Source organism: Desulfosarcina variabilis str. Montpellier, from assembly GCF_048565275.1.
GTDB classification, from domain to species: Bacteria; Desulfobacterota; Desulfobacteria; order Desulfobacterales; family Desulfosarcinaceae; genus Desulfosarcina; species Desulfosarcina variabilis.
Genome location: NZ_CP159846.1, coordinates 6563234 through 6587684 on the forward strand (window position 1 = coordinate 6563234; position 24451 = coordinate 6587684).

Here is a 24451-nt window from a genome sequence, read left to right on the forward strand (position 1 = left end):
GAGCATCATTTTTTACTATCGATCGATGAAATTCCTGCCGAACACCTTCAAAATTACAATTGCTGCCCTGGCATCCTGTCCATTTACAAACCCTGCGTCATACGCTACAATTTGTACATAAATTCAATATACATGTCATTGGGTTAATCCCCTTCCATCGTCTATTCTCATAGAAAACAAGGAAATCACGTTGAGGACAATTGTTAAATTCAGCCTCAAGGACAGGCATCGCCACATCCTGACCTTGATCAAGAAAAACAGCGGCCGCCTGATCATGGCCGCCATATGCAGTTTGATGATATCGGCGGCCACCACCGCCATGGGGTATCTGATTAAACCGGTCATCGATGACATTTTCGTCAATCGTGACACCACCGGTCTGATCGTCCTACCGCTGGTGGTGATCGTGGTTTTTCTGGTCAACGGGTTGGGGCGCTACGGCCAGGAGTATTTCATGAACTATGTGGGCGAGGATATCATCCGCCGCCTGCGCAACCGGCTTTACGACCGCATTCAGGATCTTTCCCTGGCCTTTTTTCAAAAGGAACGCACCGGCACCCTCATGTCACGGATCACCAATGATGTGAATATCCTCAAATCCATGGTGAGTACCGCGGTCACCAGTTCCATGCGCGATATCGCCTCTATCGTCGGCCTGACGGCGGTTATTTTCTATCAGAACTGGCGCATGGCGATTCTGGCCTTTTTTGTTCTGCCCCTGGCCTTCTGGCCGATTTTTATCCTGGGCCAAAAAGTCCGGCGGGTGAGCACCGGATGCCAGGAGGCCATGGCCGATTTATCCGCCTTTTTGCACGAGACCTTTGCCGGCAACAAGATCGTCAAGGCGTTCGTCATGGAGAACCACGAAAAACAGCGCTTCTTCAATCAGACCCAGCGACTTTTCAACCTGGAAATCAAGGGGGTCAAAGTTCGCGCCCTCTCCGGACCGATCATGGAATTTTTTGGCGGGCTGGGCATCGCCTTTGTTATCTGGTACGGAGGCTCCGAAGTGATCGCCGGCAAAACCACGCCGGGCACCTTCATGAGCTTTCTGGCCTGCGTCCTGCTCCTTTACGATCCGGTGAGAAAATTGAGCAACCTGAACAACACCATTCAGCAGGGCATGGCCGCAGCGGATCGTGTATTCGACATCATTGAAACACCGATTGATATCAAGGACCCCGACGAGCCGCGATCCATTGCCTCGACCTCCCATGACCTGCGGTTTGAGAACGTCCACTTCACCTATGGTGATCAGGAAGTACTCAAAGGCATTGATCTGACAGTTGAGCAAGGCCAGGTACTGGCCCTGGTGGGCATGAGCGGCGGCGGCAAAAGCACCCTGGCCAACCTGATTCCGCGTTTTTTCGATGTTACCGACGGCTGCGTCCGGATCGACGGCATGGATATTCGCGAATTTACCGTTGCCGACCTGCGTCGCCAGATTTCCATCGTCACCCAGGAGCCCATCCTGTTTAACGAGACCGTCCGCAACAATATTGCCTATGGCAGTGTCAACGCCAGCGATGATCGTCTCGTCCAGGCCGCCAAAGACGCATTTGCCCACGATTTCATCGAGCGTTTCCCCAATGGGTACGACACGATGATCGGCGAGTTGGGCAGCCGGCTTTCCGGCGGGGAAAAACAGCGCCTTTGCATTGCGCGGGCATTGATCAAGGATGCCCCCATCCTGATTCTGGATGAAGCCACCTCTTCACTGGACTCCGAGGCCGAAGCCGTGGTTCAAAAGGCCCTTGAAAATCTTATGCACGGACGCACCACGATCGTGATCGCCCACCGGCTGTCCACCATTTCCGGGGCCGACCGGATTGCCGTGATTGTAGGCGGAAAAATCGTCGAAGAAGGCACGCACACACAGTTGCTGTCCCATAGGGGTGAGTACTACAACCTGTACACAACCCAATATGCCGGCGGGAAATGACAGCATTAATATATCCACCGCCCGATTCGGCCCGATCTTTTTTTTTAATGTTTAACGGTGTTGACGGTGATCGCAATCGATTAAACACGGTGCAGCGGAGGTTTGTCTTTCTGCGGAGACAACCCGGTGGTAAAGGCCGAGAATTCTGTCTCCCATCCGATCCATCGTGTGCTGCCGGGATACAAAAGTAAAGGCGTTTGCGCTGAGCCTTGCTGCCCGTTCTGGATGGTTCAAAAGGGTTTGCATGGCCTGTGCAAGGCCATCTGATCGGCCTGGCGCAACAAGCAGTCCGGTCACGCCGTCTTCAACAATATCCGGGATACCGCCCGCCCGGGTACCGATCACCGGACATCCGGCAATCATTGCCTGAAGCAGTACCTGGGGAATGCCTTCGTTTTTGGTGCTTGCCAGGACATTGAGGTCAAAGGCCCTGAAATAAGGCCAGGGGTCCTTTTTGAAACCGACTAAATGGACCCTGCCCGTAAGTCCCAGCCGTTCACATTGCTGCCTGAGTGGTTCCATTTCCGACCCATCGCCGACAAATACCAGATGATGGTGCCCAAACGCCCTACAGATGTCGGCAAATCCGTCAATGATCAACCGGTGCCCCTTCCAGTCCCCCAACCTGGCCACGCTACCCAAAAAACGTGCGTCCGGGGGCAGGTGAAGTTCTTCCTGCAGGCGCTGTCTGGCAGCCTCCCGATCCATCAATGTAGCCGGCGGCGTAATCCCGCTGGCAACGGTGAGCACCTTGTCCGGTGCCACCGCCAGATCCTCGACGATTTGCCGCGTTGTGCAATTGGAAGTTGTGAAAACGTAGTGGCTGAGATAACGATACATGAGTTTGTTATGCCAGGAGGGGGATACCGGGTGGCTATGGTGCCGGGATCGGATGACACAGGGGATGCCAAGCCCCAGGGCAGCCAGAAGGCCAACTTTTGCATCCATATTGCCATGGGTGTTGAAGACTTGCGGAGTCATTTTTTTCAGCCATGACCGCAATTGAATCATATCGCCAGGTGCCGTCAGGATGCTGAAGGTCATGGGTCGTACTTCCAGTCCGGCCACCTTGGCCTTTGAATAGATCCGGGATTTTTTTGGTGCAATCAATATCGATCGGTGCCCTCTTTTTTTCATCCACAGGCATTCACCAAACACCCGCATTTCCTGCCCTCCCCAGCTGCGGTGGCTCTCTGTATGCACGATAACCAAAGATCGATTGCTCATGATGACACGTCTCCTGTTTTATTGTCATCCGCCAGGCGGACAATAAATGAGTAAACACTGTCATTTCGAAAAAGGAGAGGATCACCCGCTGCATTGACTGCGAAGCGCTACAAGATCTGCAGAAGCCAGAAAAAATGAAAGGAAACAGAAAGATTCAACGTTAACAAAGAAAGGATGGTAAGACCAGACCAGCAAAGGGGAGCACGTACTTTATTTTATGGCATCTCTCCTTTTTTGTATGTGTCCCAACAGGAATGAAAGCGTTAAGAAATAGATGCAAAGGCTGTATAACCAAAAATGCAGCCTTTTGAATAATTTCATGCGTAACCGGCAGATTGTCAAGCCAAATATCTGTCTGGCCATATTCATCGCCGGCAACAATCATAACGCAAGTAAGGGTTGAATAAGTCATGTATCTTGTTCTTCATGTTAAGCCTGGACCCTAACCCGCTTTGCTCAACGGACCTATTGTTCGCTGGCCGTCGGCCAAAGAAAAACGTTTTTGGTATTGATCGAGGATTCGATCAACCATCACCGTCATGGTATAGTTCTCGGAAGCCATTTTTTGAGCACGCATCGCGAGCTCGGCGGCCGACGCCGGGTCCTTCAGTATCATCTGCATGGCGCGTGCCAGGGCTACTGAATCCGCCGGTTCGACAAGATATCCGGTGTTGCCGTGGTCGATGACTTCAGGGATACCGCCAGCCCATGTACCAATCACCGGGCAACCGGCATACATGGCCTGGGGCAGCACCTGTGAAGTGGCCTCATTTTTGGTGCTGGCCAGAATATTGATATCAAAGGCCCTGAAAAATGGCCATGGATCCTCACGGAATCCAGCAAAATGAATTCTGTCCGCCAGCCCGTGGTCTCGCGCGCGTTCTATCAGTGCCTGCATTTGGGCGCCATCCCCGACAATCATCAGGTGATGATGGGGAAACTGACCGCAGATCGCTTTAAAAGCATCGATCAGAAAACGATGGCCCTTCCATTCACTGAGCATGGCCACACTGCCGATAAACCGTGTATCCGGATCCAGATCAAATTCCTTTTGGAGCCGATGCATGGCATCTGGTTTGGAAATCATTTTGCCCGGCGGAACGAATCCGCTGCTCACGGTCACCACTTTTGAAGGGTCAACGGCCAGGTCGTTTACAATCTGATCAGAAATGCACTGTGCGGAGGTGAATATATAGTCGCTCAGCTTGCGATACAGCAATTTATTGTACCAGGAAGGCGTGACCGGATGACTGTGGTGCCGGGACCGGATCACACACGGAACCTTCAGCCCCGCAGCGGCCAACAGCCCCACTTTGGCATCCATGTTTCCGTGGGTATTGAGCACATCGGGCGCATAGGATTTAAGCCATCCCCGGAGCCGAATCAGGTCGCCCAGGGCCGTCAGATTGGTGAAGGACATGGGCAGCACATCCAGGCCGGCCGCTTTTGCTTTTGGATAGATTTGCGATTTTTTAGATGCGATCAATATCGCCCGGTGGCCCTTTTTTTTCATCCACAAACATTCCGTAATTACCCGAATTTCCTGCCCTCCCCAACTGCGATGGCTCTCTGTATGAATGATAGTCAGTGGTCGCTTGCCCATCGGATAGTGCCTCCCTTAACTTGTTTGTGTTGCTTTTACAGCGCTGTTCGATGCCGCCCATTTGGCGATCATTTACTAATGATGCATCATGGCGCTGTCGTCTTTACATAAAACCGGCGATGGTGTAAAGCTTCGATCATTTTAAAGCGATCTATGAGGAAAGGCTGCCACTGGCAGCTGGAGAGGATTTCGTGCAAAGGATGACCAATAGACACCCATCAGGCAACCGTCGATTGCTCGTGGTCGACCCCCGCATGGAAGGCCATCATCCCGGCTGGCTACGGTTCATTACCGAAGATTTGCTGTCTGCCGATTACAACCCCGTGCTAGCCGTGGACCTGAGGCCCCAGTCGCGCACGATCGTCGAAGACCACCTTGGCGATCTGATCGATCAGGTCACATTGATCCCTATCCTCGACAACCGGGGTCACCCCCGAAACGGTAGTCTGGCGGCGTCAATCCTGCTCGGACTCGAAGAATCAGGAGCACCGCGCGCTTTTCTCTGCGAGTTTGACGAACTGGCCTCGGCCGCCTTTCGTCGTGCCGCCGTTGGTTTATATCCGCCTTTATTACTGCAGGGTCGTATGGGCGGTATTTACCACCGGCCACGCTTCACCGACGCCCCCTGGTGGTCGCCGAATCGAATGCTCAAGGCGGCCGGATTTCGCCGGTTCATGGAGGCCGACTGGATCCGTCCGCTGCTGTTGCTTGACGAATACCTGACCCAGGATTTCAAAGAGCAATTCCCGGACAAACCGATATTTTTTCTTCCCGACCCTTGTCCGGATGACTTCGACGGCGATTCTGATCAGGCACGGGCTGCGCTTGGCGTTCCGCCTGACCACAGAGTATTTCTCTTTTTCGGCGTCGGTGCCAGGCGAAAAGGGCTCCATCTGGCCGTCGAGGCGATGCTGCAGCTAAAGGTCAAGAATACGTTTTTGTTGATTGCCGGCAGGCAGAATCCCCCACCGCGGGTCAAGCGAGGCATCGAACAGTTGGTAGGAGAAAAGCGCGCCCTGCTCCTGGACCGGTATGTCTCGAGCAGCGAAGAGAAGTCGTGCTTTCAAGCCGCCGATGTGGTCCTGCTGCCCTACCTGAACCACTTTGGAGCCAGCGGCATTCTTTCACGGGCCATGGCCACGGGCAAACCCGTGATCGCCTCCGATGAACAGCTGGTGGGAAAGCTTGTGAAGGACAATGACCTTGGCTGGTACTTTCCGTCAGGCAATGTTCGTGCGCTGGCCGGATGCCTTGCCAAGGCAACGGATATGGATGAGGACATGCGTCAGCACTTCAAAACCAAGACCGCAGCATACGCCAGTCGATACTCACGTAAAAATTACCGGAAAGCGCTGCTTCAATCCCTATCAGCAGAATAATGCCGTTAGCGGTTTCTTTTTGGAAATCATCATTGAAAACTTCAGTCCCTCTGACATTTTATGAGGCATCGGTTGCTTTGCAGTCGACCTTCTCCACCTGCCGGGCTTTTCCGTGGCGCCACAACTCCCAGAGCTTTGCGTATTTCAGGTATGATCCGCCGGCATTGGTGGTCGAAATCATGAAGCCGTCAAACCCTTCCAGGATTCCCAATTCCAGAAAATAGGATCGCAGAAACGTCCACAGGCCATGCGAAATCGATGTCCACCACCGGGCCCGTCGACCGTCGTTTTTCATCTGCTGGGCGGCAAGCGTTGAATAGTTCTGCATTTTCTCAATCAGGCCAGCGTAGTTTCGGAAGCTGTAGTGTTCGATGACCACATCCAGTTGTCTGACGCCGCCATCGGCGACCCATTGCTCATGCACCAGATTTTCACTGAACTTGCCGCGGCTGCGATCGACCAGCCGGACCACACGATCCGGCCACCACCCGCAGCGTTTGAACCATCGCCCGTGAAAGATATTTCTTCTCATGAAGCCATAGGCGGCAATATCCACCGGCGGATCAGCCAATAATCCGACAATGGCCTTCGCGGTCTGGCCGGGAATGCATTCATCCGCGTCCAGGATCATCACCCAATCGTTGGCGCAGTTGTCCACGGCAAACTGTTTTTGTCTGGCGTAGCCCATCCACGGCCTAGACAGCACCCGGTATCCATATGACTGGGCAATGGCCAGGGTGTCGTCCTGACTGGCCGAATCAACAACCACAACAACGTCGTCAGCAAAATCCAGGCTGCCCAGGCAGATCGGGATTCGGTCCGCCTCGTCCTTGGCGATGACGGCTACCGACAGCCTGTATTTTTGAGAATCAGGCATCCCCATCACTCCATCATTTGAAAGCCGGTTCCAGCCCGACGGTTAGGGATAAAAGAAACGCGGTTCCCAATATCAAGGTGGTCGACCACCGCCGCCAAAACCATTTCCACGGTAATGTCGCGCATGCACTGGCACTGGTGCATGTCGCACTGGCGCTTGAAACAGGGACTGCAGGGCGGTGCCGTGCGCACCACCGTATGCCCCTGGCCGTACGGTCCGGTGCGCCATGGTGCCGTGGGGCCAAAAAGGGCCACCACCCGTGTATCCACGGCAGCGGCCAGATGCATGGGGCCGGTATCGGTGGTCACCAGAAGGGCGGCCTGCTGGTACAAGGCCGCCAGCATGGTCAGTGTTGTGCGACCCGAAAAATCGGCCGCCTTTTCAGTCATCTTGGCACGGATGTCGGCGATGGTTTCACGATCCCCGGGGCCACCGGTAAAGACCACATCCAGCCCGTACTCCCTCACCAACCGGTCGGCCAGGGCCGCAAACCGATCGTTAAACCAGAGCTTGGTTTCCCAAAGCGCCACGGGGTTGATGGCCACCAGAAGGCGCGACCCGTCGATACCGTTCTCGTCCAGAATGGATTTGACCTGCCGGCGATCCCTTTCGGACACGGGCACATCGTACACCACGGATGAGGTTTCGATGCTGATGGCCTTAAGCAGCATCAATCCGCGGGTCAGGGCATGCACCTCCATGTCCATAGGTGGGATGCGCTCATTCAATAAGAGGTAGCTGTGCTCCTGATGCTGCATGCCGCGATCAAAACCGATCTTGCGTTTGCCCCTGGCCAGCCACACCAAAACCGCACTTTTTAGCAGGGCTTGAAAATCAATGATGATATCATAATCGGTGTCGCGCAGCGCATGCCAAAATCGGCGGATGTCGGCCAGCACCTGCCCTCGCCCAGGGCCCTTTAGCTCGCGTATCCAGCGTTTGCGGTGGGATACGATCACCCGGTCCAGGGCCCGGTGGCCGATGACCAGATCGGCGGCCGCTGTTTCCACCAGCCAGGTGATGTGCGCCTTGGGATAATGCGCACGAATGGCGTTCAATGCCGGCAGCGTATGGATCACATCTCCAATGGCGCTGAGTTTGACGATGAGAATATTCAAAGCAGGCCCTCTACCGCGTCGGCCACCATGTCCAACCTGATGGTCCCGACTCCACCGGCATGACGGCCACCCGCATCGTAATTTACAATTTCGTCCACATGGGGACTATGGGCAAACACCGGTGCGACCCAGGGTTTGGCCAGCATACTAATGTGGGCGTCCGGGAAATTGCGCCGGATGGCCCGCACCGCCGGCGTGGTCATGATCGCGTCACCAATCCAGTTGGTCGATCGAATCAACAGCCGCTTGATCGCTTTGCGCGCTTTCAAATTCATGGACAATCCGAGTTTCTCTTCTTATAACCGATAACCGATGAATAACTACTTCCGTGGCCATTCGCAAAAAGCCTTCTTCTTCCATCGCCGGTGAACCCAGAACCACTGCTCGGGATGCCTGCGAATCCCCTGTTCAACGGCCTTGCTGTAGTTCAAGGAGTTGGCCTCGATGTCCTTGGTCTTGTCACCGGTGACCACCAGCGGAATCTCCGGTCCGAACACGGCCCGGAATCCGGTTTTCTCACGATACAAAAAACATGACAACACCGGACTGCGGCTTTTCAGGGCAATCAATGCCATGCCTTTGCTGGTACAGGTCCGGTGGCCGAAAAAGTCGACCCAGACCCCGTCATACCAATCCACGCTCTGATCCATGAGGATGGCTACAACCTCTTTTTTCTTCAATGCCCGGACGATCCGGATCATGGCGTGGCTGGTGGGAATCAGGCGGGCGCCGAATCTGCTACGCAGCCACTCAAAAAACAAATTCAGGGGAGTAAAATCCATGGGGCGATAGACGACATAGATGGGAATTCTGGCGCGATCGGCAACAATGGACAAAAGCTCCCAGTTGCCCAGATGACCGGTGACGACCAACACCCCTTTTCCCTTTTCAAAGGCGGCGCGGTAGTGTTCCAACCCCTCAATGTGAATCGATCGGTCCAATTCCGCATCCGATGCCCTCATGGACCAGCCCACTTCAAAAAGGATCTGGCCCAAATGATGGTATACCGACCGCGCCAGCACCCACCGTTGCCTGGCGGTCAGTTCGTCACCGAAGGCAAGAGACAAATTGTCCAGGGCGACCTTGCGGTGCCGGCGGTCCAGCCGGAAACCGAGGTTTCCCAATCCATTGCCCAGCCGGCGGGCCACAGGGCGCGGAATCCTTCCTATGGCCGATATCAGGCAGGTAATGATACCGCAAATTTTTATATCAATCGGCGTCGGTGGTTTTCTTTTGGCCATATCATCAATCTCCAAATCCATCCACGCAAGCGATCCAACGACCATCTTCCAATTGATGCGGATCGACGGTGTGCATGCCGAATTTGTTCCAGCCACTTCCGCTGGGTTGTATCACAGGGTCGGGATATTTCTCCTCCTTGTATGTCTTTCTCGTCAGCTCAGTTATTTTGAATGCCCACACCTTATTTCCATAGAAAGGGTAGCAATCCTGAGCAAAACGGACGATGTGATCGTCCACTATCGTCACCCGCCCCCCCGGGCGGGCGGCAGACAGATTTTTTTTGATGATCGGACTTTTTGAGTGTTCTTTCCATCCCTGTTTCAAATTCGTTGAGACATAAAGTCTCAAGGTCGTGTTACCGGAATCCGTCAGCAACCACCACTGGTTATCGTACCTGAAAATCGAAGCATCCGCAAAGCGTTTCCCTTTGAGAAGCGTTTTCTCAAGCCGCCATTTGTTCGGAAATGTTTTTGCTTTGTATAAGTAAATGGACCGTACGGATCGGGTTTCCGGTATCATATAATAGTCGCCATTGCATTCGAAAACATAAGGGTAGGAGAGATGAAAGGGTGCTTCAAGAACGATTCTTTCATACGTCCATAAATATCCATCCCGGCTGCTGGCCATGCCAATTTTGCCGATATTGCCCGCATCGCGGATCGTATCGACTTCAAAAAACATATACCAGGTCGACCCTTCACGAATCATAAATGGATCCGCAACAAAATTGGCATGCACATCGGTTACATCGGATGCGGTGAGCACAGGATTCATGACGGCAGGTTCAGACTGCAAATCAATGGGAGAGACACCTGCGTATATACCGATGGACCACTTGCCATTGACTTCTATTTTCGGTTCACGTTTGTTGTGGGAGAAAAGGTTCTTTATTCTTTTCATGAAAGACGGCATCGTCGACGTTCCCTGAGCTTGGATGTCAGTCATAGGCTGAGTCCTCAAACGCCTGCTGCAAGCCAACCGCCAATGATATAAGCAATGCCGTCCCGAGGTCTATTATTTGTGTATTGAATAACCCCGTCATCAACATGACCAGAATTACAGAAAATACAAAATATCCCTCCGGTGCCGTTCTGTTCCGCCAACTTTTCGAAATAACGGAGAATATAAACCAACAAAAAATCACCAGGCCAAACAAGCCGTAACTCACCCCGATGTGGAGAAAATTATTATGGGGATGGGACTGGGGCGGGATATTGGGATCAGGGTCTTTTTCCTTGAGGGCTGTTTTGTACCCCCCGGTTCCCACACCGATCAATGGATGATCTCGAATGATTCGCAGTGCACCATTCCACATATAAAACCGATCCTGTTTTTTTGTATATTGATTGCCCCATGCGGCGCCTGCATCTGCCTCAACATGATACGTCAACTCATGAATGGTTTTTTTAATGCGCTCTCGCACGACCGGGGACAGCATCATCAAAGCGGGTACCAACAGACAAATGGTAGCTGTTTTAAGCAACTTTCGCGTTTTAAAATAAGTCATTCCAATAAACGGTATCAGAAGAACAAAAGCGACATAGCTGGCCCGACTCCGTAGAATCAACAAATGGAAAAAATAGAGCCCAAGAAGTCCCCACAGGGCAACGGTGGTTGGGGTTCGCTGTTGGCTGCGGTTCAGGAAGAAAACCGTCATCATGATGCCGACAATCAGATAAGCGGACAATGTGCTGTAATCAGGCCCCAATCCCCGGTGCTGGCCGTATCTATCCTGCAAGTTGAAAATGATCTGAGCCATGGCCGCAAACACATTAATGGCCAACCCAAGCATAAATGCCTGAACCAGGCGCAATGCTGGCAATCGCCGAAATGAAATCGCCGCCACGACCAAACCAAACAGCCAGTAATATGCCTTTCCACCATAATCTGCACTCATCCCGTATTTATCATGGGTGTAAATCATTCCGATCAAAGGTAGAATTGCCATTGCGTATACCGGCATCCAGTACGTTGACCGATAAACACGTCGCTTAGCAATGGCAATTCCTGAAAAAAGCCATATTGCCACGGACAGCGCCCCGGCAATCGTCGGTGGAGCGGTTCCCAAGGGCAGGCAGAAAAATGTCAGCAGAACGGCTACGTATAGTGCCTTTTCATTGAATGTCGCATCCGAAACGGAAAACCACTCCTTGGGTGAGGCAATCATCATTGGCTAGATCCTCCATCTCTGTAACCATCATTTCCAATGACTACTTTTTATGGAGCGCTTGGGCTAAGGCCTGTTCCACCGCCTCAACCACCATCGCTACCGAAATATTTTTCCTGCAACGTCATTGGTGCACGTTCCAGGACCTTTTAAAACAGGGGCTGCAAGATAGCGCTGTGCGAATGACGGTGAGTATATTCAAAGCAGATCCTTTACGGCAGCGGCCACCATGTCTACAGTCACCTGGCGCATGCAGTCCATATGGCCTAACGGACATACCGGCTGCATGCAGGGACTGCAGGGGGTGGGCACCCTGACGATACGGCTCGTATGGCTGAAGGGGCTCGTGGTGGTCGAATTGGTCGATCCAAAAACCGCCACCAGGGGAGTAGTCAATGCCGCGGCCACGTGCATGAGTCCCGAATCGTTGGTCACAAAGGCAGCACAGCGACCGATCAGAGCCATGGCCTCGCCCAGACTGGTCCGGCCACTCAAATCAACGGCCGGCGCCGACATTTGAGCAGTAATCGACCGGCCCAGCTCACGGTCCCCGGGACCGCCAAAGACCAGGATCGTGGCGTCAAGGTCCTGGTTCAATCGATCGCCCAGGGCAGCATACCGTTCGGGAAACCACTGCTTGGCCGGGCCAAACGTGGCGCTGGGATTGAGACCGATGATCGGCCGGTCCGGCGCCACACTGAATTCGGCGAGCAATTGCCCCCCCCGCCGGATGTCCGCAGGGTCCAGGTGCAGCTCGAGGTCGGGCGAGCCCGTGGACAGTCCGGCGCCCTCCAGGATCTTGAGATAGTATCCAGTCTGGTGAATGGATCTGATCGCCCGGGTGCGGCGCACCGGATGGGTCAGTAACAGACGCCGGCCATCGCTGTCAAACCCGATACGTCTGGGGATCCCGGCCAAAAAGGCAATGATGGCCGCCTCGATGGCATTTTGCAGCAAAATGGCCGCATCATATCGCTGTGTGCGAAGATCCTTGGCCAATCTGAGGGTTCCTGGTGCACCGGCATGGCGGCCACCCGCATCGTAATTCACAATTTCGTCCACATGGGGACTATGGGCAAACACCGGTGCGACCCAGGGTTTGGCCAGCATACTGATGTGGGCGTCCGGGAAATTGCGCCGGATGGCCCGTACCGCCGGCGTGGTCATGATGGCGTCACCAATCCAGTTGGTCGATCGAATCAACAGCCGCTTGATCGCTTTTCGCGCTTTGAGATTCATTGGCAATCCGAAGTCTTTGTCTTAGGGCGCAGGAAAAAAATAATTACCCCATCTTGCTTGTCCTTGCGCCCGTCTACGGCGTTCCATCCGCCGGCACAGATTCCAAATATGCACCGGCAGATGCGCCTTGTAGACGATGTGCAAATCCGGCGCAATCTGATGTAATTATTTTTTTCCTGCACCCTTATTCAGCGTTACTGCCTGGTCCTGGGGCGCCACTTCTTCGCCCCCCTTTTGCTACAGATTTCAAATCCCTTTTATGCCACCGGTTATCATAGACCGTCACATCACCGTTATTCCATATGGAGAAGATCTGTCGGTAGTTAAAGGGTTCCACCATCATCGGTTGCAGGGATCCGGAACGACACCAATAAGCATCCCCGTTGGAAACGATCTTTAACAATTCCTCCGACTCATTGAACGAGCGATGACATTGCCTGCTCATTTCCGCCCGAACAATATCATTGTCCCCCAGCGTCCTGACCCGATCGATTCGCATACGGACATTTGTGATTCGATCTGGTCCGAATACACGAACCAATGGAAATCGTCCTTATTGGCTTCACAAGATTTGGCCCAAAATGCGAAATAAGGCGGCAGTGGACCCATGAATGGTAATAAGAAAGCGCTTTTCATGGCTATTGGTGATAAATCCAATCAGGGTTTAGTCAGCCCTGAAATAGTCTACGGCATTCTCAAAGATACGAATCCCCATCCCAACCGTCGACTCCCGGTGCCCGCCGCCGCGCTTGGCCAGTTCCCGCTGCCGGGTCCAATCCGGATGGTTGGTGGTGTGGTTGTAGGCCTCCGGATGGGGCATCAAACCGAAGATGCGCCCGGTGGGATCGCAGATGCCGGCAATATCGTTCAGCGAACCATTGGGATTATGGGGAAATGCCCCGCCTGCCGGCTGACCGTCGGTCAGTGCATACTGCATGGTTGTCTGGTGATTGGCGGCAAGGACCTTGAGCATGGAAGCATCCGCATAGAACTTGCCTTCTCCATGCCTTACCGGCAGATCGATGGCATCGATCCCACGGGTGAACACACACGGAGAAGCAGGGTCAACGGTAAGCCGCACCCACTGGTCCCGAAAATTGCCGCAATCGTTGGTCACCAGGGCCACGCTGCGCCGGGTGTAGTCACCGTCAATGCCCGGCAGCAGGCCGAGATTGACAAGGGTCTGGAACCCGTTGCAAATACCGATGACCAGTTTCTGCGCCTCGACAAAAGCCAGCAGCTGATCACCAAGATTGGTTTTCAGGCGCAGAGCCTGAACCACCCCGGCTCCATGATCGTCACCCCAGCTGAATCCACCGCCAAAGGCCAAAATCTGGAATTTTTCCAGGGTTACATCGCCGGCAATCAGGGCGTTGATGTGCACCCGCTGGGCCGTCGCGCCGGCCAGTTCAAAGGCATAGGCCGTTTCATGATCACAATTCAGGCCGAAGCCCGTCAACACCAATGCATTTGGTTTCATATCAAATCCCCGAATGGCCCGTTCCAGGCCGCCTTCATTTCCGCCACGGTTAGTGTGGCCAAAACGCTGCCATCCATGCCGGTAATTTTAAGTTCCGGCGCTTCGGTCACCGCACCCACGCAGGCCACCGGCATCCCCTCGAACAAGTTCTCAAAAGCGGTTTTGTTTGTCGGAGCGACGCTAACGATAAATCGGCCGGCACTCTCCGAAAAAAGCAGTGTGTCATCACGATCGACCCCGTTGGCCGGCACCCTGGCCAAATCCACGGTGAGTCCCAGGTTGCCGCCCATGGCCACCATTGGCAGATGAACACCCAACCCGCCCCGATACACCCCGTGACAGGAGGCCAGCAGTCCCTGGCGGATGGCCTGGGCCATACGGCCATAACACGCAGCAAAGGCATCCGCATCGACTTGGGGAACATTCAGCCCCACTTTGCTTAAGGTTGCATAATACTCAGAGCCGCCGAGCTCGTTTTGCGTGGTGCCGACAACGTAGACCCAATCACCGGGGACCTTGAGGTCCATGGTCTGGCATTGCCGTGCATCAGCAATCACGCCGGTCACGGAAAACTGCAGTGTCTCCAGCGCCGACACCTTGTTGGTTTCACCATAGCGGCCCGGCAGATGGCCATCCACATACATGGAATCCTTGCCGGAGAGCAGCGGAATGCCGTATGCCAGGCACATGGCCTTCAACGCCTGGCAGGAGCGTACCAGTTGGGCAGCCTTGTGGCGGCCATCGGGATTCTTGACCGGATCATGCTGAATATTGGGCCAGCAAAAGTTATCCACCCCGCCCAGATGCTCAGGATCACCGCCCACGGCAACGGCCCGCCGAACCGCTTCGTCGATGGTGCAGGTCGTCATGTGGTAGGCATCGATCGCCGAATACATAGGCAGCAGGGCCTGTGAGAAGACCAGCCCCTTTTTTGAGGTCAGAACGGGGCGAATCACAGCGGCATCCGTGGGCACGTCACGCTCGACGCCCACCAGCGGTTTGATCACGCTGCTGCCCTGTACCTCATGATCGTACTGGCGGCAAATCCACGCTTTGGAGCAGATGTTGGGACGGGCCAGAAGGTCCAGGATCAGCGTCTGGTAATCATCGGGCGGTCCCAGGACCGGCTCGCTCAGCCCACGCCGGGCCGGCGGCTGCCAGTGGGCCTCGAACTCCCATTTGGGGAACGCCGAGGTGAGCAGATCCAGATCGATATAGGCACAAGTGACACCGTTATAGGTGATATGGATTTTACCGGTATCGGTATAGGTGCCGATGACGGTGCTTTCCACGGCATGCAGCCGGGACAGGGTCATAAAACGCGAAAGGTTTTTTGGATCGATGGCCACGGTCATCCGTTCCTGGGATTCTGAAATCCAGATTTCCCATTGATCCAATCCATCATATTTAAGGGGGACTTTGTCCAACTGAATCTCGCAGCCGCCCGAAAAAAGGGCACTCTCCCCCACCGACGAGGAAAGCCCGCCGCCGCCGTTGTCGGTGATGAAACGAATCAGGCCTTCATCACGGGCCTCCATCAGAAAATCGTGCATCTTCTTCTGGGTGTAAGGATCGCCGATCTGCACATGGCCGGCCGGTGTATTTTCCGAAAAGGTCGCCGACGAGGCGGTTACACCGTGAATGCCATCCTTGCCGACCCGGCCGCCGCACATGATCGCCAGATCCCCGGGCAGGATGGTTTTCTGATCGGATGGCTCGCCGTCGACCACAGCCGGCATCATCCCCAGGGCCGTGACAAAGACCAGGCATTTGCCCAGGTATCCGGGGTCGAAGAGTACCTGGCCGAAAGGCGTGGGAATCCCGCTTTTGTTGCCTCCGTCACGGACCCCCTCGATCACGCCGTCCAAAAGGCGTTTGGGATGCAGGCGCGGTTTGAGCGGTCCGGGGTAATCCCGCGGGCCGACACAATAGCCGTAGCTACCCATGATCAGCCGGGATCCCTTACCGGTGCCCATGGGATCACGATAAATCCCCACAATACCGGTAATGGCACCGCCGTAGGCCTCCATGTTGGAGGGCGAGTTGTGGGTCTCACCGGTAATCACATAGAAATGATCGTCATCAAAGCGCCCGACACCGGCATTGTCCCACAGCACCGATACCACCCACGGTTTTTTGGCTTTGAGTTCCAGGGTGGGGGCTTCGATATAGGTTTTGAAAAGGCTCTCGATGGTCTGCGTTTCGCCTGTAGCCAGATCCTGGTAAGAAAACCGACCGCCAAAAGTATTGTGGTTGCAGTGGTCGCTGCGCGCCTGGGAGATATACTCCAGCTCCACATCCGTAGGATCACCCAGTGATACCTCGCCGCGCTTTTGCTTTACATCGGGGTCGAGAAAATATGCCCGGATGGTCGGGATGTCATTGGGGTTGAGCGACAGGCTGCGCTCGTCGCTGAGCCGGACCAGGGTTTCGTCACTATCGATGGAAAGCGTGGTCACTTCCGGTTGGTGATTGAGAATGACCTTGGGAATGACAAGCCCGATGCCGGTGGCCGGATCCCACCCGGCTTTATCGTACACGGCCCACTGCTGGATGATATCGTTGGCCAACAGTTCGCCGGCGATACGCTCCACATCCCGGCGCTTAAGACGGCTTCCCGTCAGGCAGTAGCGTTTCGAGGTGTAAATGGCCTCCCCGGTTTTGAGCTTGACCCGCAAGAGGTCTTCCACGGCCTCAACAGCAGTGGCACCGGGGTTGTCCCGAACGCCGGGCCTGAACCCGATCCAGATGATCCAATCGAAATTCACGGCCAGGGGCTTGATGGAGGATACCTGGGTGACCGGATTGGTGAAGATTTCACTGCGAATCGTTTCCACCTGAGAGTCCGTCAATTCAGCATCGATGGTCACCACGGTGATGGTGCGGACCGCATCGATGTGGATGCCGAAATAGTTTTTGGCCTTGAGGCGCAAGGCCTCGCCTTCCGCATCGAACAGCTCATCCTTGAGGGTTATTTCGATTCGTTGGGGCATGGGAAAACCTATGAAAACGTTTAAAGTGTCAAAAGAAAGGAAAACGAACCAACAAACTAATTAACCAATCAACCAATCAACCAATCAGTTTGAAAACAGTCGCATGATATCATTATAGAATACAAAAATCATCAGCATGATCAGGATAAAAATACCCGCCTGCTGGGCAATTTCCCGCATACGCAGATTGACCGGACGCCGGATGATTGCCTCGATAAAGAAAAACATCAAATGCCCGCCATCGAGCACCGGAATCGGCAAAAAGTTCAGGATCGCCAGATTGATACTGAGCACGGCAATGAAAAAAATAAGATTGGTTAATCCCGCCTTGGCCTGCTGGCCGGCCATCTCGGCAATCATGATGGGGCCGCCCAGGGTCTTGGTGGAGACCGTGCCTTTAATGAGTTTACCAATGCTCAGGATGGTCAGCCGCGAAATCTGGTACGTTTGCTTGACGCTTTCCAGGGCCGCATCGATTGGCCCGAGCTTGATAATGACGAGATCGGCCTCGGGAATATCGACCCCCGGAGTGGAAATCCCGATGCGGTAGCTGTTCACTTTTTCACCGAGTACGTTCTCTTCACTGAACAGCACCGGCACAATCTCTACGCTGAGGGACTCCTGCCCGCGCAAGACACGCAGGGTCAACGCCTCTCCCTTGCTCTGGGAGATAATGTCCTTCATATCGTGCCAGCCGTCCACCGGCGTACCATTGATCTCAACGATGCGATCGCCTTTTTTAAGCCCTGCCTTTTTGGCTGGATAGCCCTCGGCCACATCCCCGACAACAGCTTTTAAAGGCGGCAGACCGGAAAACCCCGCATCAAAATAGGGCATATCATCGCCCAATATATCCTTGGCCACTTTTGTTTGGGGCGTTACCGTGGTTTGGGCGAGTCTGTCCGCGTGGGTATACTGGATTTTCACGGGATTGCCATCGGCATCGGCGATCAGACGATTGATATCCCCCCAGGCGGTGACCGGGGTGCCGTCGACACTGTTGATGGTATCTCCGATATGAATCCCTGCCTTGTGTGCCGGGCTGTCGGGGGTCACATGGTTGACCACCGGCCGAATATCCTCGGTACCGATAAAAATGAAAAAGGCCGTGTAGATGATCGCTGCCAGAAGCAGGTTGAAAAAGGGGCCGGCAGCCACAATCAGGATGCGTTTATACACATTTTTGTGGGTGAACGAGTAGGGAATCAGCTCCGGTTCAAGCTCGGCGTCGGGTTCATCCCCCACCATCTTGACGTAACCGCCCAGTGGAACGGCGGAGATGCGGTAATCGGTCAGGCCAACGGTTTTGCCGAAAAGACGCGGACCGAACCCCAAGGAGAATTTTTCGACACCGACCCCAAAAAGTCTGGCGACAAGGAAATGGCCCAGTTCGTGAAAAAAAATGAGCACCCCAAGGACAATCACAAAGGCAAAAATATTCGTGGTCATAAGCGAATTTGTTAACACTCCTGACGGCGAATCAGGGACCTGGCCGTTTCCCTGGCCCAGTGGTCCGCCGCGATAATCTGATCAAGATCAGTGCCGGAGGCCCGGCAATGTTGATTCAGGGTCTGATCCACGATTGCATGGATCCCGGTGAAAGGCAGTCTTCCATCCAAAAAGGCGGCCACCACTTCCTCGTTGGCGGCGTTGAGTACCGTGGGCATGGTCCCGCCGGCTTTTCCGGCTGAGAAAGCCAGGCCCAAACAGGGAAAGCGTTCAAGATCCGGTTCCTCAAACGTGAGCGTTCCAATACGAGGAAAATCAGGCGCGGGGAGATTCAGTGGCAACCGGTGGGGGTGGGACAGTCCATAGGCAATGGCACCTTTCATGTCCGGCACCCCCATCTGGGCCAGCACCGCCCCATCGGCATAGGTCACCATGGAATGAATGATGCTCTGGGGGTGAATCACAACCTTGATATCGTCAAAATCAGTATCAAAAAGCCAGTGGGCCTCGATCACCTCAAGCCCTTTGTTCATCAACGTGGCTGAATCAATGGTAATCTTGTTGCCCATGGACCAGTTGGGATGATCAAGCGCTTGGGCAGGGGTAATGGCGTCAAAGTCACAAATTTTTCGCTCGCGGAACGGACCACCGGAGGCCGTTAGCAGGATTTCCCGGATTCTGTTGGGGCCCTGGCCGGCCATACTTTGGAAAATGGCGCTGTGCTCACTGTCCACAGGCATCAGTTTGACCCCGCGCTCTCGAACTCGCTGCATAACGATGGCCCCGGCCATCACCAGGGTTTCCTTGTTGGCCAGAGCGATATCCTTGCCGGCGTCAATGGCCGCCAGGGTAGGCACCAATCCAGCGGCCCCCACCATGGCGCCGAGAACAATATCGGCCGCTTCACAGGTGGCGGCCTGAACATATCCGTCCTCACCGTGCACAATCGCCACATCAAGGTCCGCTGGCAACAAGGTGCGCAGTTGGTCGGCATAATCGGCGTCTGCCACGGCGGCAATCCTGGGCCTGAATTCAACAATCAGCTCGGCCAGGGCGGCCGCCCGGGTATTCGCAGTCAGTGCCGCAACAGCGAACCGATCGGGAAATTGTCTTACAATTTCAAGAGCATTCGTGCCGATCGAACCGGTCGCCCCTAAAATGGATATTGATTTCATGGTGATTTTTCTCTTGGCCGTGGCAATGATTTTGAATCAGAATATACTAATTTTCAACAGATAGGCAAGCGGTGAGGCAAACAGCAACGCGTCCAGACGGTCAAGAAATCCCCCGTGCCCGGGAAGCAACGTCCCTGAATCCTTGATGCCGGCGGCACGTTTGAATTCCGATGCGAATAAATCCCCGACCTGCCCGGCAACGCCGATCAAAAGGGCGAAAACCACACATGGCAGGGTGGTTAGTTCGGGCAGCAGCACCATTTTAAGCAGCAAGGCAACAATGACATTGGCACATAGGCCACCAATGCTGCCCTCGATCGTTTTTTTGGGGCTGACCCAGGGGCAGAGTTTGTGCCGCCCAATGCTTTTACCCGTATAAAATGCCCCGGTATCGCCGGCGGCAACAATGCAAAGCAACCAAAAAATCCACTGGGCGCCCGCTTCCCCGGACCGCAAAAGGACTAAAAAGGATAAAAACAAAGGAATGTAAACCAACCCCAACACCTGTTTGGCCACCAAATGAGGCGCCTGGTCGTCGTCCTTGAAATGCGGCAGGGTCAATCCGGCCGTCACAATCAGATCGATCGCAATAATCAGGGGGGCATGGGCCATGCTTTTGTAGTTCACGACCCAGACAATGACCGGCGCCAAGACCAGCCCCAGCCAGGGCATCAGCTGCGCCGGACCCCGCCCCGCGGGTTTGAAAACCGCCCGGTAGTACTCGGCCAGGGTTACCACACTCACGGCGGCGACAAGCAGAAAGAATATCGTCTCTCCGGCCACCACCAGCAGATAAATGATGGGCACAGCGACGATGCCGGTTATCCAGCGTTTCAGATGCATGTGCCTAAGGTCCAGTACTTGCGGAAGGCACCGCGCCAAAACGGCGTTCACGGCGCTGGTAATCTTGTAGGATGCGGATAAACTCGTCTTTGCTGAAATCAGGCCACAAGGTGGGTGTGAAATAAAGCTCCGCGTAAGCAATCTGCCACAGAAGAAAATTGCTGATGCGTTGCTCTCCACTGGTGCGAATCAGAAGATCCGGGTCCGGCAGTCCGCGGGTGTAAAGGTGATCAGCAATGGTTTCGGCCGATATCGCCTCGGGATCGAGACTACCCTGCCGGGCGGACGTGGCGATTTTTCTGACCATGTCCACAATTTCCGCCCGCGCACCGTAACTCAAGGCCAGTGTGAGCACCATGCCGGTATGGCCGGCGGTTTCAGCGATGGTGGATTCGAGCTTTTGGCGCACGCCGTTGGGCAGTCGCTCGGTCTGACCGATGGTGTTGAGCCGGATCTGGTTGTCGAATAGCGTCGGGCGTTCGGTGTCCAGGAACCGCGTGAGCAGCAGCATCAGACCGGCCACTTCGGCTTTCGGGCGTTGCCAGTTTTCAGTAGAAAAGGCGTAGAGGGTCAGGGCGGCGATATTAAGCTGGCGTGCGGTGCGCACAATGGTGCGCACGGTTTCCACCCCTTTTTCGTGCCCGTTGATGCGGTTCATCAACCGTTTTCTGGCCCAACGGCCATTGCCATCCATGATGATGGCGACATGCTTGGGCAGCCGGTCAGGGTCGAGTTCATTCCGCACCAGGGAGGATGAACTAGAATTCAAGAATCTCTTTCTCTTTTTTTTTGTAGATATCGTCGATCCGATTAATAAATTCGTCGGTAATTTTCTGGACCTGATCCTGGGCTTTAAAAGCATCATCTTCAGCGATGTCGCCGTCTTTTTTAAATCCTTTGAGCAGCTCGTTGGCGTCCCGACGGATATTGCGGGTGGCGATCTTGTGTTCCTCGCACATTTTGCTGACCACTTTGACCAGCTCCTTGCGACGTTCCTCCGTAAGCGGTGGAATGGAAATGCGAATCAGCTTGCCGTCACTGGAAGGTGTCAACCCCAAATCCGATTTCAAGATGGCCTTTTCGATCTCCTTGATGCCGGAAACATCCCAGGGCTGAATGACAATCAGGCGGCTTTCGGGAACCGAGAGGGAAGCCATCTGGTTGAGTGGGGTCTGCGTGCCATAGTAGTCTACCCGAATACCGTCCAACAAAGATAGCGACGCCCGTCCAGTTCTGACCCGCTTCAGCTCATTTTCGAGATCGTCGATGGTCTTGCCCATGCGCGCTTTGGTTTCTTCAAGGGTTTCTTCGATCATGGTTTCTAATACCTCATTGGATGGATGATAGAACGTGTCTGCTAACCGCTGATGGTGGTGCCCACATCTTCTCCAAGAACGACCTTTTTTATATTTCCCTTTTCCTTCAGGTTGAATACCATGAGCGGCAGATGATTGTCCATGGCCAGTGATATGGCGGTCATATCCATCACCTTCAGCTGACGTTCGAGGACCTGCATGTAGCTGATGGTTTTAATGAATTTGGCATCGGCATGGCTTTCCGGATCGGCATCGTAAAGTCCATTGACTTTGGTTGCCTTGAGCAGGATTTCCGCGTGGACTTCTTTGGCCCGCAGCACCGCAGCGGTATCCGTGGTAAAGTAAGGATTCCCGGAACCGGCGGCAAAAATCACCACGCGGCCTTTCTCCAGATGCCGCAAGGCCCGGCGCAAGATATACGGCTCGGCGACTTCATGCATGGAGATGGCGGTCTGAACACGGGTTTGAATCCCTTTTTTCTCCAATGCATCCTGCAGGGCAAGACTGTTCAGCACCGTTGCCAGCATGCCCATGTGATCCGCCGATGTTCGCTCCATGCCGAATGAACTGGCGGCCACCCCCCGGAAAATATTCCCACCGCCAACAACAATGGCCAGTTGAACACCCAATTGACCAATTGAACCGACCTCTTCGGCCACGTAGGACAACATGTCGGGAGAAATGCCGAAGCCCTGATCACCCATCAGGGCTTCTCCGCTTAGTTTCAGCAGGATGCGTTTATATTTGGCGGCCACGGTTATTCCGCCCCGATTTGAAATCTGGCGAACCGTTTGATGGTGATTTTTTCACCGGTTTTGGCAATGGTTTCATTCAGGTAGTCGGCAATGGTCTTGTCCGGCTCCTTGACATACTGCTGGTTCATCAGGCAGTTTTCCTTGAAAAACTTATTCATTTTGCCCTCGGCGATCTTGTCGACCATCTGCTCGGGCTTACCCATCTCCAGCACCTGGGCCTTGTAGATTTCGCGCTCCCGATCAATGACGTCCTGGGGGACGTCCTCGGGAACGATGCCAACCGGGTTGGTGGCGGCAATATGCATGGCTAAATTTTTGGCGAACTCGTTGAAATCGTCGGTTTTAGCCACGAAATCGGTTTCGCAGTTCACCTCTACCATCACGCCGATTTTACCCCCCATGTGGATGTAGGATTGCACCGTGCCTTCGGAAGTCGCCCGACCCGCCCGTTTGGTGGCGGTGGCAATGCCTTTTTTTCTTAAAAAATCCATTGCCTTTTCAATGTCGCCATCGCATTCGGTCAACGCGGCTTTACAATCCATCATTCCGGCCCCGGACTTCTCCCGGAGTTCTTTAACCATTGCTGCACTAATATTTGACATGTGATTTATTCTCCTGTCGGTTCTGCTGCTGGAGCGTTTTCGCCCTCGGCGGATTCACTTTCCTCGGCGGCTGCAGCCCCTTTGCGGATAATTTCAACAACCGGTCCGTCAGTACCGTCAGAAATCACTTTGCGCTCACCAGGCTTGAGGTCTGCCGCTGCATTTTCCAATTCGGAGGGATCTTCCTCACCCTTATCCATTTCCGCCTGTTGCCGTTCCTTGAAACGGGCCTTGCCTTCGATACACGCATCAGCCATTTTGGAGGTAACCAGGCGAATGGCCCGGATGGCGTCATCATTGCCCGGAATACCATAGTCGATTTCATCGGGATCACAGTTGGTATCAACAATGGCGATAATGGGAATTCCCAAGCGACGGCCTTCACGAACAGCGATGGCTTCGTTTTTCGGATCAATGATAAAAATAGCCCCGGGCAGTTTGGTCATGCTGCGGATGCCGCCCAAGGTGTTGTCCAACTTCGTACGCTCTTTACCCAGTTTCAACCGTTCTTTTTTAGGAAACAGGCTGATGGATCCATCATTTTCGATGGTATTGAGATAATTCAGCCGGTCAACGCTTTTCTTGATGGTCTGAAAGTTGGTCAGCATGCCGCCCAACCAGCGGTTATGCACGTAAAACATCTCAGCGCGGTTGGCCTCTTCATAGATCGATTCGCGGGCTTGCTTCTTGGTCCCGACAAACAGCACCGTTTTGCCGCCGGACACCGTATCGACGATAAAATCGTAGGCGTCACGAAACATCCTCACGGTCTTTTGCAAATCGATGATATAGATGCCGTTTCTGGCCCCAAAGATATAGGGTTTCATTTTGGGGTTCCAGCGTTTGGTCTGGTGACCAAAGTGGACACCGGCTTCCAGTAATTCTTTCATTGTTACGTAAGCCATTGCTTTCTCCTTGTGGGTGGTTAATCCTTCCGCCCGCTTCAATCCTGCATCCGACTTTCTTTGTGGAAAGCACCGGGATGAGGTCCACGGGCGTGCGGTTTATAAAAACGATTTTAGTTAACAAAAATTGCATGGGGTC

Annotated in this window: 22 protein-coding genes; 2 read left to right on the forward strand and 20 right to left on the reverse strand. The window is 54.1% G+C overall.

The window, feature by feature from the left end:
- Positions 1-190: 190 nt before the first annotated feature.
- Positions 191-1942, forward strand: coding sequence for an ABC transporter ATP-binding protein (locus Dvar_RS29780; RefSeq protein ID WP_419656762.1), 1752 nt, complete (start codon positions 191-193; stop codon positions 1940-1942).
- A gap of 51 nt (positions 1943-1993) precedes the next feature.
- Here the strand turns inward: Dvar_RS29780 and Dvar_RS29785 are convergent, their stop codons facing one another.
- Together Dvar_RS29785 and Dvar_RS29790 are read right to left on the reverse strand one after the other, a co-directional pair.
- Positions 1994-3169, reverse strand: coding sequence for a glycosyltransferase family 4 protein (locus tag Dvar_RS29785; protein WP_419656763.1), 1176 nt, complete (start codon positions 3167-3169; stop codon positions 1994-1996).
- A gap of 442 nt (positions 3170-3611) precedes the next feature.
- Positions 3612-4772: a glycosyltransferase family 4 protein gene (locus tag Dvar_RS29790; protein WP_419656764.1), complete on the reverse strand. Its 1161-nt coding sequence runs from the start codon at positions 4770-4772 to the stop codon at positions 3612-3614.
- A gap of 200 nt (positions 4773-4972) precedes the next feature.
- Here Dvar_RS29790 and Dvar_RS29795 point away from each other — a divergent pair, with 200 nt between their 5' ends.
- Positions 4973-6151: a glycosyltransferase gene (locus Dvar_RS29795; protein ID WP_419656765.1), complete on the forward strand. Its 1179-nt coding sequence runs from the start codon at positions 4973-4975 to the stop codon at positions 6149-6151.
- A 58-nt stretch (positions 6152-6209) separates the two neighbouring features.
- Here Dvar_RS29795 and Dvar_RS29800 read toward each other — a convergent pair whose 3' ends face one another.
- From Dvar_RS29800 to rpsB, 18 genes are all read right to left on the reverse strand, one after another.
- Entirely contained in the window at positions 6210-7028 is an 819-nt protein-coding gene (locus tag Dvar_RS29800) for a glycosyltransferase family 2 protein (RefSeq protein WP_419656766.1), read from the reverse strand.
- Between the two features lie 5 nt (positions 7029-7033).
- A complete protein-coding gene (gene waaF / locus Dvar_RS29805) occupies positions 7034-8146 on the reverse strand; it encodes a lipopolysaccharide heptosyltransferase II (RefSeq protein WP_419656767.1) in 1113 nt (370 codons plus the stop codon).
- Positions 8143-8421, reverse strand: coding sequence for a glycosyltransferase family 9 protein (locus Dvar_RS29810; protein ID WP_419656768.1), 279 nt, complete (start codon positions 8419-8421; stop codon positions 8143-8145). Before Dvar_RS29810 ends, waaF (Dvar_RS29805) begins: the two co-directional genes overlap by 4 nt.
- A gap of 45 nt (positions 8422-8466) precedes the next feature.
- Positions 8467-9387 carry a lysophospholipid acyltransferase family protein gene (locus tag Dvar_RS29815; protein ID WP_419656769.1) on the reverse strand — a complete coding sequence of 307 codons (921 nt, stop codon included), beginning with the start codon at positions 9385-9387 and terminating at the stop codon, positions 8467-8469.
- A gap of 4 nt (positions 9388-9391) precedes the next feature.
- A complete protein-coding gene (locus Dvar_RS29820; protein ID WP_419656770.1) occupies positions 9392-10333 on the reverse strand; it encodes a glucosamine inositolphosphorylceramide transferase family protein in 942 nt (313 codons plus the stop codon).
- Positions 10326-11558, reverse strand: coding sequence for an O-antigen ligase family protein (locus tag Dvar_RS29825; protein ID WP_419656771.1), 1233 nt, complete (start codon positions 11556-11558; stop codon positions 10326-10328). Before Dvar_RS29825 ends, Dvar_RS29820 begins: the two co-directional genes overlap by 8 nt.
- A gap of 195 nt (positions 11559-11753) precedes the next feature.
- Positions 11754-12794 carry a lipopolysaccharide heptosyltransferase II gene (gene waaF / locus Dvar_RS29830; protein WP_419656772.1) on the reverse strand — a complete coding sequence of 347 codons (1041 nt, stop codon included), beginning with the start codon at positions 12792-12794 and terminating at the stop codon, positions 11754-11756.
- Positions 12795-13235: 441 nt separating this feature from the next.
- On the reverse strand, positions 13236-13430 hold the full coding sequence (locus Dvar_RS29835) for a DUF6625 family protein (RefSeq protein WP_419664177.1): 195 nt from the start codon (positions 13428-13430) through the stop codon (positions 13236-13238).
- A gap of 28 nt (positions 13431-13458) precedes the next feature.
- Positions 13459-14274 carry a phosphoribosylformylglycinamidine synthase subunit PurQ gene (locus tag Dvar_RS29840; protein WP_419656773.1) on the reverse strand — a complete coding sequence of 272 codons (816 nt, stop codon included), beginning with the start codon at positions 14272-14274 and terminating at the stop codon, positions 13459-13461.
- Positions 14271-17267, reverse strand: a complete 2997-nt coding sequence (locus Dvar_RS29845; protein WP_419656774.1) for an AIR synthase-related protein — start codon at positions 17265-17267, stop codon at positions 14271-14273. Before Dvar_RS29845 ends, Dvar_RS29840 begins: the two co-directional genes overlap by 4 nt.
- Positions 17268-17351: 84 nt before the next feature.
- Positions 17352-18716, reverse strand: a complete 1365-nt coding sequence (gene rseP, locus Dvar_RS29850; protein ID WP_419656775.1) for an RIP metalloprotease RseP — start codon at positions 18714-18716, stop codon at positions 17352-17354.
- An 11-nt stretch (positions 18717-18727) separates the two neighbouring features.
- Positions 18728-19891, reverse strand: coding sequence for a 1-deoxy-D-xylulose-5-phosphate reductoisomerase (locus Dvar_RS29855; RefSeq protein WP_419656776.1), 1164 nt, complete (start codon positions 19889-19891; stop codon positions 18728-18730).
- Positions 19892-19927: 36 nt separating this feature from the next.
- The gene (locus Dvar_RS29860) at positions 19928-20734 is read right to left on the reverse strand and encodes a phosphatidate cytidylyltransferase (protein WP_419656777.1); all 807 of its coding nucleotides are present in this window, start codon (positions 20732-20734) and stop codon (positions 19928-19930) included.
- A gap of 4 nt (positions 20735-20738) precedes the next feature.
- Entirely contained in the window at positions 20739-21503 is a 765-nt protein-coding gene (locus Dvar_RS29865) for an isoprenyl transferase (RefSeq protein WP_419656778.1), read from the reverse strand.
- Entirely contained in the window at positions 21493-22050 is a 558-nt protein-coding gene (gene frr, locus Dvar_RS29870; RefSeq protein ID WP_419656779.1) for a ribosome recycling factor, read from the reverse strand. Before frr ends, Dvar_RS29865 begins: the two co-directional genes overlap by 11 nt.
- A 41-nt stretch (positions 22051-22091) precedes the next feature.
- Positions 22092-22805 carry a UMP kinase gene (gene pyrH / locus Dvar_RS29875; protein ID WP_419656780.1) on the reverse strand — a complete coding sequence of 238 codons (714 nt, stop codon included), beginning with the start codon at positions 22803-22805 and terminating at the stop codon, positions 22092-22094.
- 2 nt (positions 22806-22807) lie between these two features.
- Positions 22808-23407, reverse strand: coding sequence for a translation elongation factor Ts (gene tsf, locus Dvar_RS29880; RefSeq protein ID WP_419656781.1), 600 nt, complete (start codon positions 23405-23407; stop codon positions 22808-22810).
- A 5-nt stretch (positions 23408-23412) separates the two neighbouring features.
- Positions 23413-24312 carry a 30S ribosomal protein S2 gene (rpsB, locus tag Dvar_RS29885; RefSeq protein ID WP_419656782.1) on the reverse strand — a complete coding sequence of 300 codons (900 nt, stop codon included), beginning with the start codon at positions 24310-24312 and terminating at the stop codon, positions 23413-23415.
- Between the last annotated feature and the right edge of the window lie 139 nt (positions 24313-24451).

What these genes read in the sequence shown, in the direction of transcription:
- Dvar_RS29785 (WP_419656763.1), bottom strand. Translation starts at nt 3,169, where the DNA reads ATGAGCAATCGATCTTTGGTTATCGTGCATACAGAGAGCCACCGCAGC.
- Dvar_RS29790 (WP_419656764.1), bottom strand. Translation starts at nt 4,772, where the DNA reads ATGGGCAAGCGACCACTGACTATCATTCATACAGAGAGCCATCGCAGT.
- Dvar_RS29795 (WP_419656765.1), top strand. Translation starts at nt 4,973, where the DNA reads ATGACCAATAGACACCCATCAGGCAACCGTCGATTGCTCGTGGTCGAC.
- Dvar_RS29800 (WP_419656766.1), bottom strand. Translation starts at nt 7,028, where the DNA reads ATGCCTGATTCTCAAAAATACAGGCTGTCGGTAGCCGTCATCGCCAAG.
- Dvar_RS29810 (WP_419656768.1), bottom strand. Translation starts at nt 8,421, where the DNA reads ATGAATTTGAAAGCGCGCAAAGCGATCAAGCGGCTGTTGATTCGATCG.
- Dvar_RS29815 (WP_419656769.1), bottom strand. Translation starts at nt 9,387, where the DNA reads ATGGCCAAAAGAAAACCACCGACGCCGATTGATATAAAAATTTGCGGT.
- Dvar_RS29820 (WP_419656770.1), bottom strand. Translation starts at nt 10,333, where the DNA reads ATGACTGACATCCAAGCTCAGGGAACGTCGACGATGCCGTCTTTCATG.
- Dvar_RS29825 (WP_419656771.1), bottom strand. Translation starts at nt 11,558, where the DNA reads ATGATGATTGCCTCACCCAAGGAGTGGTTTTCCGTTTCGGATGCGACA.
- waaF (WP_419656772.1), bottom strand. Translation starts at nt 12,794, where the DNA reads ATGAATCTCAAAGCGCGAAAAGCGATCAAGCGGCTGTTGATTCGATCG.
- Dvar_RS29835 (WP_419664177.1), bottom strand. Translation starts at nt 13,430, where the DNA reads ATGAAAAGCGCTTTCTTATTACCATTCATGGGTCCACTGCCGCCTTAT.
- Dvar_RS29840 (WP_419656773.1), bottom strand. Translation starts at nt 14,274, where the DNA reads ATGAAACCAAATGCATTGGTGTTGACGGGCTTCGGCCTGAATTGTGAT.
- Dvar_RS29845 (WP_419656774.1), bottom strand. Translation starts at nt 17,267, where the DNA reads ATGCCCCAACGAATCGAAATAACCCTCAAGGATGAGCTGTTCGATGCG.
- rseP (WP_419656775.1), bottom strand. Translation starts at nt 18,716, where the DNA reads ATGACCACGAATATTTTTGCCTTTGTGATTGTCCTTGGGGTGCTCATT.
- Dvar_RS29855 (WP_419656776.1), bottom strand. Translation starts at nt 19,891, where the DNA reads ATGAAATCAATATCCATTTTAGGGGCGACCGGTTCGATCGGCACGAAT.
- Dvar_RS29860 (WP_419656777.1), bottom strand. Translation starts at nt 20,734, where the DNA reads ATGCATCTGAAACGCTGGATAACCGGCATCGTCGCTGTGCCCATCATT.
- frr (WP_419656779.1), bottom strand. Translation starts at nt 22,050, where the DNA reads ATGATCGAAGAAACCCTTGAAGAAACCAAAGCGCGCATGGGCAAGACC.
- tsf (WP_419656781.1), bottom strand. Translation starts at nt 23,407, where the DNA reads ATGTCAAATATTAGTGCAGCAATGGTTAAAGAACTCCGGGAGAAGTCC.
- rpsB (WP_419656782.1), bottom strand. Translation starts at nt 24,312, where the DNA reads ATGGCTTACGTAACAATGAAAGAATTACTGGAAGCCGGTGTCCACTTT.